The organism is Streptomyces sp. 12E (genome assembly GCF_055633275.1).
This window is the reverse complement of the sequence record NZ_JBVNCJ010000003.1, coordinates 181,508-194,473: the sequence shown is the minus strand read 5'-3', so window position 1 is coordinate 194,473 and position 12,966 is coordinate 181,508. Positions and strand designations below refer to the sequence as shown.

Genomic DNA, 12,966 nt, shown 5'->3' with positions numbered 1-12,966 from the left:
CCGCCCCCGGCCCCGCCCGCTCACGACACACCTGCCAGACGCGGCTCGATCTCCCGGGCCGCCTCGTACCCGTAGGCCCGGTCCACCCGGTCGACCAGATCCGCGGCGAGGAGCTTGTACTCCTGGGTGCCGACCGACTCCAGGACCACGGAGGCCAGGGCGCAGCCCAGTCGTGCGGCGCGCTCGTGCGGCCAGCCCCAGGCGAGCCCCGCGAGGAACCCGGCACGGAACCCGTCGCCGACGCCGGTCGGGTCGGCGATCCGCTGCGTCGGTACGGCCGGCACGTCGAGCCGGCGCCGACCGCGGCGGGACAGCGAGACGCCCTCCGCGCCGCGCGTGACCACCCAGGTGCCGACCCGCTCCAGGACGTCGCGCTCGTCCCAGCCGGTGTGCTCGCGCAGCAGGGCGGCCTCGTACTCGTTGGTGAACAGCAGATGGGCCCCGTCGACCAGGCGTCGGGCCTGCGGTCCCGTCAGCCGGGCCAGTTGCTGCGAGGGGTCGGCGCACAGACGGACACCGGCGCGGTGGGCGGCCTCGGTGTGGCGCAGCATCGCCGCGGGCGCGTCGGCACCGACATGGACGAGGCCGAATCCGCCGCAGCGGGCGGCCACGTGGGCGAGGTCGATCTTTTCGGCCTCCGCCATGGCGCCGGCGTAGAAGGTGGCGATCTGGTTCTGCGCCTGGTCCGTCGTGCAGACGAAACGAGCGGTGTGCCGTTTCTCGCTGATCCGCACGGCACGCGTGTCCACGCCGGCGGCGCGCAGCCAGTCACCGTACTCGGCGAAGTCGGCTCCCGCCGCGCCGACCAGGTGCGGGGCCAGCCCCAGGCGGCCGAGCCCGAAGGCGATGTTGGCGGCGACACCGCCTCTGCGCACCTCGAGCCGGTCGGCGAGGAACGACAGGGAGACGCGCTCCAGCTGTTCGCTGATCAGCTGATCGGTGAAGCGTCCGGGAAACACCATCAGTTGGTCGATCGCGATCGACCCGGTCACGGCGATACGCACGGAGGCACTCCTTCGGAACGGGTCCGGCCGGGACAGGAGGACGTGTGCTCGGGCCCCCTGCCGGCGCCGCACGGCGCGCCTGTGCTCCGGCACGGTCACCGCGGGGTGGTGAGGGCTGGGAGGTCCCGTTCCCTGAGCGGCCGGCTGTTGCGGCCGTGGAGCGGGCGTGCGCCGGGTCCGGACGGGACGATTCGACGGAGGCCGCCTTCGGCACACCGTGCCCGAAGCGTTTCCGGGCAGGGGAGAGGTGCGGACAGAGTGACATGGGCGAGATCCGCACGCCAAGCCCTCCCCGTGTGAAGTGACCTGGGTCACTTCACACGGGGAGGGCGCCGCGGCCGCGGCCTGTCCGGCTGTCCGGTGGCCGGGGGAGGCCCGGGCCGCCCCGCTCCACCAGCGCGTTTCCACGCCCCGCGGGTTCACCGGCACGTCGCCCGCGGGCCGGTCGCAACCGCTTGACCGACCGGTTCAGCACGCGGCCGTCACGGCCGGGGCAGTGGTGCGGAGCGGGCGACGCGGAACCCCACGTCGTCGATCCGGAAGGTCGGGTGGCTGCGCCGCCGCACCGACGCCCGGCAGCTCCAGTGCTCGTCGGCCCATCCGCCACCGCGGAGTACCCGGTAGGTGCCGTACACCTCGGCGTCGTAGACGTCCCAGCACCAGTCCCACACATTGCCCAGCATGTCGAACAGGCCCCATGCGTTGGGCTGCTTGCCGCCGACGGAATGGATCCGCCCGTCGGAGTTGCCCCGGTGCCAGGCGATCTCGTCGAGCCGGCCGTACCGCGGGCCAGGAGTACCCGCACGACAGGCGTGCTCCCATTCGGCCTCGGTCGGCAGTCGGTAACCGTCCGCGGAGGTGTCCCATGCGGCCGTCCCGGCGTCGACGCACAGATCGTATGCGGGCGTCAGCCCCTCCTGCCGGGACAGGTCGTTGCAGAACTGCACCGCGTCCCACCACGAAACACCCTCGACCGGCAGCCGCTCGCCTTGCGCACTGCTCGGCCGTCGGCCTGTGACGCGCGCGTACCAGGACTGCGTGACCGGGAACGCCGACATCTCGAACGGCGCGACCTCGACCGTCCAATCGCTCTGCGTCCGCCGGTCCGACAGCGTCACCCGTCCCGACGGGACGGCGACCATCTCGTTTCCTGCCCCCGCTTCCACGACAGGTCAGCCTACCGGCATCCTCCCGGTGGACGGCTGCGTCCTCCCGCCCGCCCGGGTACGGTCGCCGACCGGCTGAGGCCGAGGCGGTCGTCCGTCCCCGTACGGAACGTTCCGTACGGGTCGAGGTTCGACGAGGACAACGCGGCCAGGACAAGAGGGGGAACGGGCCGCGTCAGTCCCCGGGGACGGCCAGGGTGAAGTGGAGGGCCGCGATGGTCATCCCGCGGGCGTGGTAGAAGCGGTGGGCGGTGACGTTGGCGGTGCCGGAGTCGAGTTCGACGCGGTGGCAGCCGGACGCGCGGGCCCGTTCGGCCAGGTGGGTCATCAGGGCCGTCGCCATGCCGGTCGAACGGTGGTCGGGGTGGGTGACGAGGTCGTCGACGAAGAGGATCCGGCCACGGCTGGTCGCCAGGACGCGGTGCGTGGCGACCGCGGCGCAGTGGCCGCGGCCGTCGTACGCGGCGGTGAACACCAGACCCTGCGCGTGCGCCTCGGAGGCGAACCGGTCGAAGTCCTCTTCGGTGAGCGCGGGCCGCAGGGCGCGGATCAGCGGCCGTACGTGCGCGGTCATCCGCCGGTCGCCGGGCGCCACATCGGTCAGTACGGGGGACACGAGGGGAAGCGTAGAGGCGCGACGGGCCTTCACCGGGCCCGAGTTGACACACCTCCGGGCCGACCTGACGGACCGTGTCCCGCGATCGCCGCCGGCTCTGCCGCACCCGCCGGGGGCGGTGCCAGACTCGGCGACCATGCGTGCCGCTTACATAACCCAGCTCGGCTCTCCCGACGTCATCCGTCACGGCGAGCTGCCACCGCCCGTGTCCGGCCCGCACGACGTGCTGGTCGACATCGAGGTGAGTGCCGTCAACCACGTGGACACCTTCGTCCGCTCGGGAGCCTGGCGCACCCCGGTCGAGTTCCCCTTCGTCATCGGCCGCGACCTCGTCGGCACGGTGGCCGCGGCCGGACCGGCCGCGACCGGCTTCAGCCCCGGCGACCGGGTGTGGTGCAACAGCCTGGGCCACGACGGCCGTCAGGGAGCCGCCGCCGAGCAGGCGGCGGTGCCCGCGGACCGGCTCTACCACCTGCCCGACGGGGTGGACCCGGTGGACGCCGTGGCCCTGGCCCACCCGGCCGCGACCGCGCACCTGGCGCTGTTCACGCACGGACGGCTGCGCGCCGGCGAGACCGTCGCCGTGCTCGGCGCCGGCGGCAACGTGGGCAGCGCGGCCGTCGTGATGGCGGTCCGGGCGGGCGCCCGGGTGATCGCCGTCGCCTCCGGCCGCGACGAGCCGTACGTGCGGTCCCTGGGGGCCCACCACGTCGTGGACTACCGCTCGGCCGACGTCGCCGGACGGATCCGGGCCGCCGCGCCGCACGGCGTGGACGTCCACGTCGACACCTCCGGCGGCAACGACCTCGAGACCGCGGTGGACCTGCTGGCGAGCCGGGGCCGGATCGTGGTGCTGGCCGGACTGCGCACCCGCCCGGTGCTGCCCGTGGGGCCGCTGTACCTGAGGGACCGCTCCGTGCACGGCTTCGCCATCTCGCACGCCGACACCGCCCAGCTCGCCGACGCGGCCCGCGGCATCAACGGGCTGCTGGCGTCGGGCCTGCTGCGCCCGCGCGCCACCGAGGTGCTGCCGCTGAGCGAGGCGGCCGAGGCCCACCGCCGCCTGGACGAGGGGAAGGTGCACGGAAAGCTCGTGCTGCGGGTGCGCGACTGACGCGGCCCGGGGACGGGCGGCGCGCTCCGCCGCCGGTGAAGGCGCCGCGGCCGCCGCCGCGGCGCCTTCACGTCCTTCCCGTTTCCCGAATTGAATACAATTCCCCCGACCGCTTTCCGGCCGCGGTTCGTCATTGAACTTGACGGACCCCGAACGGCTTGATTGCTCCGGTTCCGCGCGCATCGGCAGGATTGCCGCCATGACAGCGAACACCGGAACCATCATCAACAATTCCCCGCTCTTCGAACTCGACGCCCGCATTCGCGTTTCCGCGACACCGGCGGAGATCTATTCCGTGGTCAGCGATCTGACCCGCAGCAAGGAATGGAGCCCCGAGTGCATGGGCGGCGAGTGGATCGAGGGAGAGCCCTCGGCGGTCGGGTCGGTCTTCCGCGGCGAGAACCTGCGCAGCGAGGACGTGGTCGGCTGGGCGCCGCTGGTGCGCGGCACCTGGTACACCGAGGCCCGCGTGGTGGCCGCCGAGCCCGGCCGGACCTTCCGCTGGATGATGCTCACCCACGCCCGCGAGGACCAGGAGTCGATCTGGGGCTTCGACGTCGAGGACGCCGGCGACGGCACCTCCTGGCTCGTCCACCACTTCCGGATGGGCAGGGCCACCGCCGGAATCCACAAGATCGTCGCGGATCTCGACGAGGACGGTCGCAAGCGGTTCGTCGCCGAATGGACCGCCAAGCTCGGACAGGACCTCGACGACACCCTCGCCCGCATCAAGGACGTCATCGAGAAGAACTGAGACCGCGCGTCGCACCACCCGCACCGGCAGGCCGTCAGATCCGCAATGCGGCCACCCCTTCAGGAATCCGCAGCCATGGACGAGAGATCGGTTACATGTTTCTCCAGCGAATAGGAAGCAAGGGAATTCGGCTCGGCACGCTGTTCGACCGAGCGGCGGCCCGCCATCCGGCGAATTTCGTGATCCTCGACCACGACCTGGACATCGCCCCCGGCCTCGGCCGGCGCGTGACGCTGACCGAACTGGCCGACCTGGTGGACGACGTCGCCTCCCGGCTCTGGTCCGTCAAGGTGCGCCCCGGGGACCACGTCGTGGTGCACAAGAGCGACGGCTTCGACATCTCCCTCCTCGCCTGCGCCGTCGCCCGCACCGGGGCCATCCCGGTCCTGCTGTCGCCGAAACTGGACGGCGCGACGGTCGCCGAACTGCTGCGCCGGGTCGGGCAGCCGTTCCTCGTCACCGACCAGGACAAGCTCGAGCACCACCTGCCCGGCGAGGTCTTCGACCTGTCCCGCAGGGTGCTGCTGGCCACCGGCGAGCACGCGGGGGCGACCTCGTTCGCCTCACTGGCCGGCGCCGAGCGGGTCCCCGCGGTGAGCATGCCCATCGACCACCCCACCCTCATCACCCACACCTCCGGCACCACCGGCACCCCGAAGCTGGCCGTGCACACCGGCATGAGCTTCCAGGCCCGCTACCGGCCGCAGGCCACCGTCGTGCGCACCGCGGTGGGCCGCAGCGAACCCATCGCCGTCCACGTGTCGTTCGTGCACTCGCGGATGTTCACGGCGATGCCCATCTCGATCCTCCAGGGCCACCCGCTGATCATCCTCAGGGACGACGACCCGCGGACCGTGGCCGACCTGTTCACGCAGATCCCGCCCGGGTTCATCGAGGCCCACCCCAACACCTTCCTGCGCTGGGAGGAGCTGGCCGACGACCCGCGCGGGCCGCTGGCGAACGTGAAGTACTTCTCCTCCACCTTCGACGCCATCCACCCGCGCACCGTCAACACCATGCTGAAGGCCTCCCGCCGCAAGGGCCGGCGCTTCGCCCAGGCCTACGGGCAGAGCGAGGTCGGTCCGATCGCCGCGCGCACCTACTCGCTCAAGGACGGCGCGGACTTCAACGGCCGCTGCGTCGGCGTGCCGTTCCCGGGCATGACCGGGGTCCGCGTGGTCAGCCGCGACGGCGCGCCGGTCTCCAAGGAGAACCCCGGCTTCATCGAGGTCAGGAGCGACGGGCGGATCGTCACCTACCTCGGTGAGCACCAGCGCTGGCAGAAGCAGGTCAACGACGGCTGGTGGCGCATGGGCGACCTCGGCTACCGCACCAGGTTCGGCTGTCTGCACCTGCTGGACCGCGAGGTCGACGAGATCCCCGGCGTGCAGTCCACGCTGGAGATCGAGGACAAGCTGTTCACCCGGCTGCCGGAACTGGTCGAGGTCATCATCATCCCCGGCCCCGACGGGCGCGCGGTGCCGGTGGTGTGCACGCGCGACGACGCGCCGCTGGACGAGATGGCGTGGAAGACGGCGGTGGTCGATCTGCCGGCGCTGGGCGATCCGGTCCAGTGGCGGCTGGAGGACCTCCCGCAGACCGCCACCACCAAGATCAAGCGCCTCGAGCTGGCCCGCCTGCTCGGTTCCGGCGCGTAGGCAGCGGGGCGGGCGGGGCGGGCACCGCACGCGTGTCCCGCCCGGTCCGCCCGCACGTCATCAGCCCCGGGTGCCCGTGTCCCGCGCTCCGCCGGCCCCGGGGCGGCCACCTGCCCGGAAACGAAGCATCCGCACGAGCGGCGCAGGACCTCGCGGACCGGTCCGCCCCGCAGCACTGAACCCCGACCCCGCCACCACGGCACGACCCGGAGAAAGCCGAGGAGAAGATGGCCAGTGCACGAGCCGCCCGAGGGCGGTGGATGGAGAACTGGGACCCCGAGGACGAGGAGGCGTGGGAGCGGGGCGGGAAGCGCGTCGCCCGGCGCAACCTGGTGTTGTCGGTGCTCGCGGAGCACGTCGGGTTCTCCGTGTGGAGCATGTGGTCGGTCCTGGTGCTGTTCATGTCGCCGGAGATCGGACTGGACTTCGCACCCGACGAGAAGTTCCTGATGGTGGTGGTGCCCACCCTGGTCGGCGCCCTGCTGCGGCTGCCCTACAGCAGTGCCGTGACCCGGTTCGGCGGGCGCAACTGGACCCTGTTCTCCTCGCTGGTGCTCCTGGTGCCGACGGCGGCGACGGTGTACTTCGTGCAGCGGCCGGGCACCCCGCTGTGGGTGTTCCTGCTGATCGGCGCGGCGGCCGGGGCGGGCGGCGGCAACTTCGCCTCCTCGATGACCAACATCACCGCCTTCTACCCGCAGCGCAAGCAGGGCTGGGCGCTCGGTCTGAACGCGGGCGGCGGCAACCTGGGCGTCGCCGCGGTGCAGCTGCTCGGCCTGCTGGTGATCTCCGTCGCCGGGGACACCCACCCGGCGTACGTCGCCGCGTTCTACCTGCCGCTGATCGCGCTGACCGCGCTGCTGGCCGGGTTGCGCATGGACAACGTGGCCATGGTGCGCGCCGAGCCGGGCGCCCAGCGCGAGGCCGCGGCGAACGCCCACACCTGGTGGATCTCGCTGCTGTACATCGGCACGTTCGGCTCCTTCATCGGCTTCGGGTTCGCCTTCGGTCTGGTGCTGCAGAGCCAGTTCGGTTCCACGCCCCTGGAGGCGGCCTCGTTCACCTTCCTCGGACCGCTGCTCGGCTCGGTGGCCCGCCCCCTCGGCGGCAGGATCGCCGACCGGTTCGGCGGCGCACGCGTGACGATGTGGTCGTTCGCCGGGATGGCGGCCGGCACCGGCGTCCTGCTGTGGGCCGGCCAAAACGGTTCGTTCGCGCTGTTCGTGGCCGGGTTCACCTGGCTGTTCGTGGTGAGCGGCGTCGGCAACGGCTCGACGTACAAGATGATCCCGGCGGTCTTCGCCCGGCAGGCGGAGGCCGCCATCACCGCCGGTCACGACGCGACGGCGGCCTTCGCGGCCGCCCGCCGCCTGTCCGGGGCCGTCATCGGCATCGCCGGCGCGGCGGGCGCGCTCGGCGGGGTCGCCATCAACCTCGCCTTCCGCTCGGCGTACGGCGACGCGGGCGGCGGTGCGCCCGCGTTCTGGTCCTTCCTCGCCTTCTACGGGCTGTGCGCCGTGGTGCTGCGGGCCGTGTACCTGCGCGGCGAGCGTCCGAGCGACCCCCTGCCCGTCACCGAGCAGAGCAGGCCCTCCCATGTCCGGTGAGGGAAGGGCCGGGCAGGAGCGGGAGAGCACCACCCACTGCCCGTACTGCGCGCTGCAGTGCTCCACCGTGCTCTCGGGCGAGCGGGGCGGTGTGGCGGTGCGGCCCTCGGCCGACTTCCCGGTCAACCGGGGCGGGCTGTGCCAGAAGGGCTGGACCGCGCCCTCCGTACTGGCCGTCCCCGACCGGCTGCTGACCCCCCTGGTGCGCGGGGCCGACGGCGAACTCGCGCCGGCCGGATGGGACGAGGCGCTCGACCTGGTGGCCGGGCGGCTGCGGGAGATCCGCGCACGGCACGGCGCCGACGCGGTCGCGGTGTTCGGCGGCGGCGGGCTGACCAACGAGAAGGCGTACACGCTCGGCAAGTTCGCCCGCGTGGCCCTGGGCACCAGCCAGATCGACTACAACGGCCGGTTCTGCATGTCGTCGGCGGCCGCGGCGACCACGGCGGCCTTCGGGCTCGACCGCGGGCTGCCGTTCCCGGTCACCGACCTGGACGAGGCCGACGTGATCCTGCTGGCCGGGGCCAACCCGGCGGACACGATGCCGCCGCTGATGCGCCACCTGGAGGGCGCGGACCTCGTCGTCGTCGACCCGCGCCGCACCCGCACCGCCGAGCGGGCCGCGCTGCACCTGAGCCCCGCCCCCGGCACCGACCTCGCCCTGGCCCTGGGCCTGCTGCACCTGGCGGTCACCGAGGGGCTGGTCGACAAGGAGTACGTGGACACGCGCACCACCGGCTTCGACGCGGCCTGGGAGAGCTGCGCCGCCTGGTGGCCGGAGCGCGTGGAGGAGGTCACCGGCGTGCCGGCGGACGACCTGCGCACGGCGGTGCGGATGCTCGGCGGCGCCCGCCGGGCCCACGTGCTGACGGGCCGGGGCGCCGAACAGCACAGCAAGGGCTCCGACACGGTCGCCGCCTTCGTCAACCTGGCCCTCGCCCTGGGGCTGCCCGGCCGGGAGGGCAGCGGCTTCGGCACGCTGACCGGACAGGGCAACGGGCAGGGCGGCCGCGAGATGGGCCAGAAGACGGACCAGCTGCCCGGCTACCGCTCGCTCGCCGATCCGGCCGACCGCGCGCACGTGGCCGCCGTGTGGGGCGTGGACGCGCGGGAGCTGCCCGGCCCGGGCCGCAGCGCCTACGAACTGCTGGACGCCCTCGGCGGGGACGTGGGGCCGCGGGCGCTGATGGTGTTCGGGTCGAACCCGGTCGTCTCGGCGCCCCGGGCCGCCCACGTCACCGAGCGGCTGAACTCCCTCGACCTGCTGGTGGTGGCCGACTTCGTGCCGTCCGAGACGGCCGCGCTCGCCGACGTGGTGCTGCCCGTGGCGCAGTGGGCCGAGGAGGAGGGCACACTGACCAGCCTGGAGGGCAGGGTGCTGCGCCGCCGCGCCCATCTGACCCCGCCGCCCGGCGTGCGCACCGACCTGGAGGTGCTGCACGCGCTCGCCGTCCGGCTCGGCCAGGACGCCGGCCGCTTCCCCGTCCGGCCCCGGGAGGTCTTCGAGGAGCTGCGCCGGGCCTCGGCCGGCGCCCGCGCGGACTACTCGGGCATCAGCTACGCGCGCCTGGACGCGGGCGAGGCGCTGTACTGGCCCTGCCCGGCCGGCGGCGACGGCGCCGGCCATCCGGGAACGCCGCGGCTGTTCCTGGACCGGTTCGCGCACCCGGACGGGCGCGCCCGGTTCACGCCCGTGGACCACCGGCCGTCCGCCCGGGAACCCGACGAGGCGTTCCCGCTGTACGGGACGACCGGCCGGGTACTGGCCCAGTACCAGTCGGGCGCGCAGACCCGCCGGGTGCCCGAGCTGGTCGCCGCCGCGCCGGAGACGGTCGTCGAGATGCACCCGGACACCGCCCGCCGCTTCGGCCTGGCCGACGGGCAGACGGCCGAGGTCGGCTCGGTGCACGGCACCACCCGGGCGCGCGTACGGCTGACCCGCGCGCTGCGCCCCGACACCGTGTTCGTGCCGTTCCACTTCCCGGGCGCCGGCCGCGCCAACCTGTTCACCGGCGACGCGCTCGACCCGCGCAGCCGCATGCCCGAGTTCAAGGTGAGCGCGGTGCGCGTCACGCCGGCGGGTGAGCGGCCGTGACCGGCGTCGTCATCGTGGGCGGCGGCCCGGCCGCGCACCGGCTGGCCGCCCGGCTGACGCAGTACGGACACCCGGGCGGGGTGACCGTGGTCGGCGCCGAGCCGCGGCCCGCCTACCACCGGGCCCTGCTCGGTTCGGTCCTGGACGGCACGCTCGACGCCGGCCGGCTGTCGCTGCCCGCGCTGCCCGCCGAGGTGCGGCAGCTGACCGGCGTACGGGTCACCGCCGTCGACCGGGCCTCCCGCACGGTGCGCACGGACGACGGCCGCGCACTGCCCTACGACGTCCTGGTGCTGGCCACCGGGGCCCGGCCGAGGGTGCCGCCGGTGCCGGGTCTGGAGACCGGACCCGGCCTGCTCGCCAAGGGGGTGCGCGCGGTGCGCACCGCGGCCGACTGCCGCCCGCCGTCCGAGGGGCCCGTCGTGGTCCTCGGCGGCGGGATCCGCGGTGTCGAGACGGCCTGGGCGCTGAGCGGGACCGGCCAGGAGGTGGCGCTCGTCCACCCCGCCGGGCACCTGATGGAGCGCCACCTGGACGCGGCGGGCGCCGCGGTGCCCGCCGAGTGGCTCGCCGGCCGGGGCGTCACACTGCACCTGGGCCGCCGGGCCGCCGAGTACACGCCGGGCAAGGTCGTCCTCGACGACGGCCAGGTACTGGCGGCGGGCACCGTGCTGCTGTGCACGGGCACGGTGGCGGAGACCGCGCTGGCCCGCGCGAGCGGTCTCGACGTGCGCGCGGGAGTGGTCGTCGACGCCCTGCTGCGCACCGGCGACCCGCACGTCCACGCGATCGGCGACTGCGCCGAGCACGCGGGCGCGGTCGGCACGACCGTGCTCCAGGCGTGGGAGCAGGCCGAGGCGCTCGCCCTGATCCTCACCGGGCGGGAGCGGCCGTACGCGCCCGGGCGGCGCGTGCTGCGGCCGCGCACCCCGGGCAAGGACATGGTCGTCCTCCCGCCGGCCGGCCCCGTCCCGCCGGACGGCACCGACGAGGCGGTCTCGCTGCTGGACCGGGCGGGGGGCCGCCACGCCCGTCTCGTGCTGCGCGGCGGACGCATCCACGAAGGGGCCGTCGTCGGCCCGCCGTCCGCCGTCGCCGCCGTGAGCCGGCTGTACCTCCGCGACGAGCCGGTCCCCGCCGACCTGCTCGCGCTGCTGACCGGCGCCGACGGCACGTACGCGGGCGGCGGGACGCTGCCGGACGAGGCCGTGGTGTGCCACTGCAACAACGTCACCGCGAAGGACCTGAAGGACGCCTGGCACCGCGGCGCGCACGACGAGGCGGCGCTGGCCCGGGCGACCCGGGCGACGACGGGGTGCGGCGGCTGCACCTCGGCCGTACGGCGGCTGTGCACCACCCTCGCCGGCGACGGCGACGACACCCCTGCGGAAGGAGCGAGGCCGTGACGACGCGCACCCTGGTCGTGGCCGGCCACGGCATGGTGGGCCACCGGCTGGTCGAGGAACTGCTCACGCACGACCGGCACGGCCGGTGGCGCGTCGTCGTGCTCGGCGAGGAGCCGCGCGCCGCCTACGACCGGGTGGCGCTGTCCTCCCTGCTCGACGGCGCCACCCCCGACGCCCTCGCCCTCGCCGGGCCCGACGTCCTCGGCGACGGCCGCCTGCGGCTGCGCCCGGGCACGACGGTGACCGGCGCCGACCGCCGGTCCAGGACGGTGACCTGCGACGACGGCACCGAGATCGGATACGACGCACTGGTGCTGGCCACCGGTTCGCGGCCGTTCGTGCCGCCCGTGCCCGGACACGACCTGCCGGGGTGCTTCGTGTACCGGACGGTGGAGGACGTCGCGGCGATCCGCGCGGCCGCCGTACCGGGCCGCGAGGCGGTGGTGGTCGGGGGCGGGCTGCTCGGCCTGGAGGCCGCGAACGGCCTCCGGCTGCTGGGCATGCGGCCCCGTGTGGTGGAGATGGCGCCGTGGCTGATGGCCCAGCAGATCGACGAGGGCGGCGGCCGGGTGCTGGCCGGGGCGATCGAGCGGCTCGGGGTGGGCGTGCACTGCTCCAGCGCGCTGCACGCGGTCGGCGCGGGCCCGGACGGCCGGGCCGACCGGGTGGAACTGGCCGACGGCACGGTGCTGGACGCCGCGCTCGTCGTCTTCGCCGCCGGGGTCCGGCCGCGCGACGAACTCGCCGCCCCGCTGGGGCTCGAGCGCGGTGAGCGCGGGGGCTTCCTGGTGGACGGCTGGTGCCGGACCGCGGACGAGCGCATCTGGGCGATCGGCGAGTGCGCGGCCGTGGAGGGCCGCTGCCACGGGCTGGTGGCCCCCGGCTTCCGGATGGCCGAGACGGTGGCCCGGCAGCTGGTGGGCGAGGCGGGCGAGCCGTTCGCCGGGGCGGACGCCTCCGCCAAGCTCAAGCTCCTCGGCGTCGAGGTGGCCGGCTTCGGCGACGCGCACGCGCGCGCTCCGGGGGCGATCGAGTACGTACGGGAGGACCGGCGGGCCGGCACCTACGCGAAGGTGGTCCTGGCCGCGGACGGCCGCACGGTGCTCGGCGGCGTCCTGGCCGGCGACACCCGCGCCTACCCGGTGCTGCGCGGCCTGACCGGCCGCGAACTGACCGCGTCCCCCGACGAGCTGCTGACCGGGGCGGCCGGGGGAAGCTGAGCGTCCGGCCGGTCCGGTGGGGGCGGGACCGTGATCCCCGGGGGTCGGCGGCGGGGCGGACCCCGTCGCCCGCCCCCGGCGGATCAGTGCCTTCGGCTACGGAAGCGGAGAGCGGCTTCGACGGCCGCGGTGTCTTCAGCCGTAGTTGATCCGGGCCCGGGTGGCGCCCTTCCGAGGACCGGCATCGGGGTGGTCGGCCCGATCGTCGTTGTCGCGGTCGGCGAACTGGATGCGCGCTCCGTCGACGCGGACCACGTCACCGGTCCCGGCACATGTCCAGACCCCGAAGTGCCGACGTCGGCAGACGGCGGGCGAGTCAGACGCGC

Annotated in this window: 10 protein-coding genes; 7 read left to right on the top strand and 3 right to left on the bottom strand. The window is 74.4% G+C overall.

Annotation, left to right across the window (positions count from 1 at the left end; all coding sequences use genetic code 11):
* Nucleotides 1–20: 20 nt before the first annotated feature.
* The 3 genes from ACZ8ZB_RS35495 to ACZ8ZB_RS35485 form a co-directional block, all read right to left on the bottom strand.
* The gene (locus ACZ8ZB_RS35495) at nucleotides 21–1,004 is read right to left on the bottom strand and encodes a carbohydrate kinase family protein (RefSeq protein ID WP_470741903.1); all 984 of its coding nucleotides are present in this window, start codon (nucleotides 1,002–1,004) and stop codon (nucleotides 21–23) included.
* Between the two features lie 482 nt (nucleotides 1,005–1,486).
* Complete coding sequence (locus ACZ8ZB_RS35490) at nucleotides 1,487–2,146, bottom strand: formylglycine-generating enzyme family protein (RefSeq protein WP_470741902.1); 660 nt, start codon at nucleotides 2,144–2,146, stop codon at nucleotides 1,487–1,489.
* A gap of 199 nt (nucleotides 2,147–2,345) precedes the next feature.
* A complete protein-coding gene (locus tag ACZ8ZB_RS35485) occupies nucleotides 2,346–2,786 on the bottom strand; it encodes a GNAT family N-acetyltransferase (RefSeq protein WP_470741901.1) in 441 nt (146 codons plus the stop codon).
* Between the two features lie 136 nt (nucleotides 2,787–2,922).
* Between ACZ8ZB_RS35485 and ACZ8ZB_RS35480 the strand changes: the two genes are divergently transcribed.
* The 7 genes from ACZ8ZB_RS35480 (at nucleotide 2,923) to ACZ8ZB_RS35450 (ending at nucleotide 12,640) form a co-directional block, all read left to right on the top strand.
* On the top strand, nucleotides 2,923–3,900 hold the full coding sequence (locus ACZ8ZB_RS35480) for an NADPH:quinone reductase (protein WP_470741900.1): 978 nt from the start codon (nucleotides 2,923–2,925) through the stop codon (nucleotides 3,898–3,900).
* Nucleotides 3,901–4,099: 199 nt separating this feature from the next.
* A complete protein-coding gene (locus ACZ8ZB_RS35475) occupies nucleotides 4,100–4,654 on the top strand; it encodes an SRPBCC family protein (protein ID WP_470741899.1) in 555 nt (184 codons plus the stop codon).
* Between the two features lie 95 nt (nucleotides 4,655–4,749).
* A complete protein-coding gene (locus tag ACZ8ZB_RS35470) occupies nucleotides 4,750–6,312 on the top strand; it encodes a class I adenylate-forming enzyme family protein (RefSeq protein ID WP_470741898.1) in 1,563 nt (520 codons plus the stop codon).
* A gap of 227 nt (nucleotides 6,313–6,539) precedes the next feature.
* Entirely contained in the window at nucleotides 6,540–7,919 is a 1,380-nt protein-coding gene (locus tag ACZ8ZB_RS35465) for an MFS transporter (protein ID WP_470741897.1), read from the top strand.
* Entirely contained in the window at nucleotides 7,909–10,014 is a 2,106-nt protein-coding gene (locus ACZ8ZB_RS35460; protein ID WP_470741896.1) for a molybdopterin oxidoreductase family protein, read from the top strand. The genes ACZ8ZB_RS35465 and ACZ8ZB_RS35460 overlap by 11 nt, the downstream gene beginning before the upstream one ends.
* Nucleotides 10,011–11,420, top strand: a complete 1,410-nt coding sequence (locus ACZ8ZB_RS35455) for an FAD-dependent oxidoreductase (RefSeq protein WP_470741895.1) — start codon at nucleotides 10,011–10,013, stop codon at nucleotides 11,418–11,420. Before ACZ8ZB_RS35460 ends, ACZ8ZB_RS35455 begins: the two co-directional genes overlap by 4 nt.
* Nucleotides 11,417–12,640, top strand: a complete 1,224-nt coding sequence (locus ACZ8ZB_RS35450; RefSeq protein ID WP_470741894.1) for an FAD-dependent oxidoreductase — start codon at nucleotides 11,417–11,419, stop codon at nucleotides 12,638–12,640. The genes ACZ8ZB_RS35455 and ACZ8ZB_RS35450 overlap by 4 nt, the downstream gene beginning before the upstream one ends.
* Nucleotides 12,641–12,966: the final 326 nt, after the last annotated feature.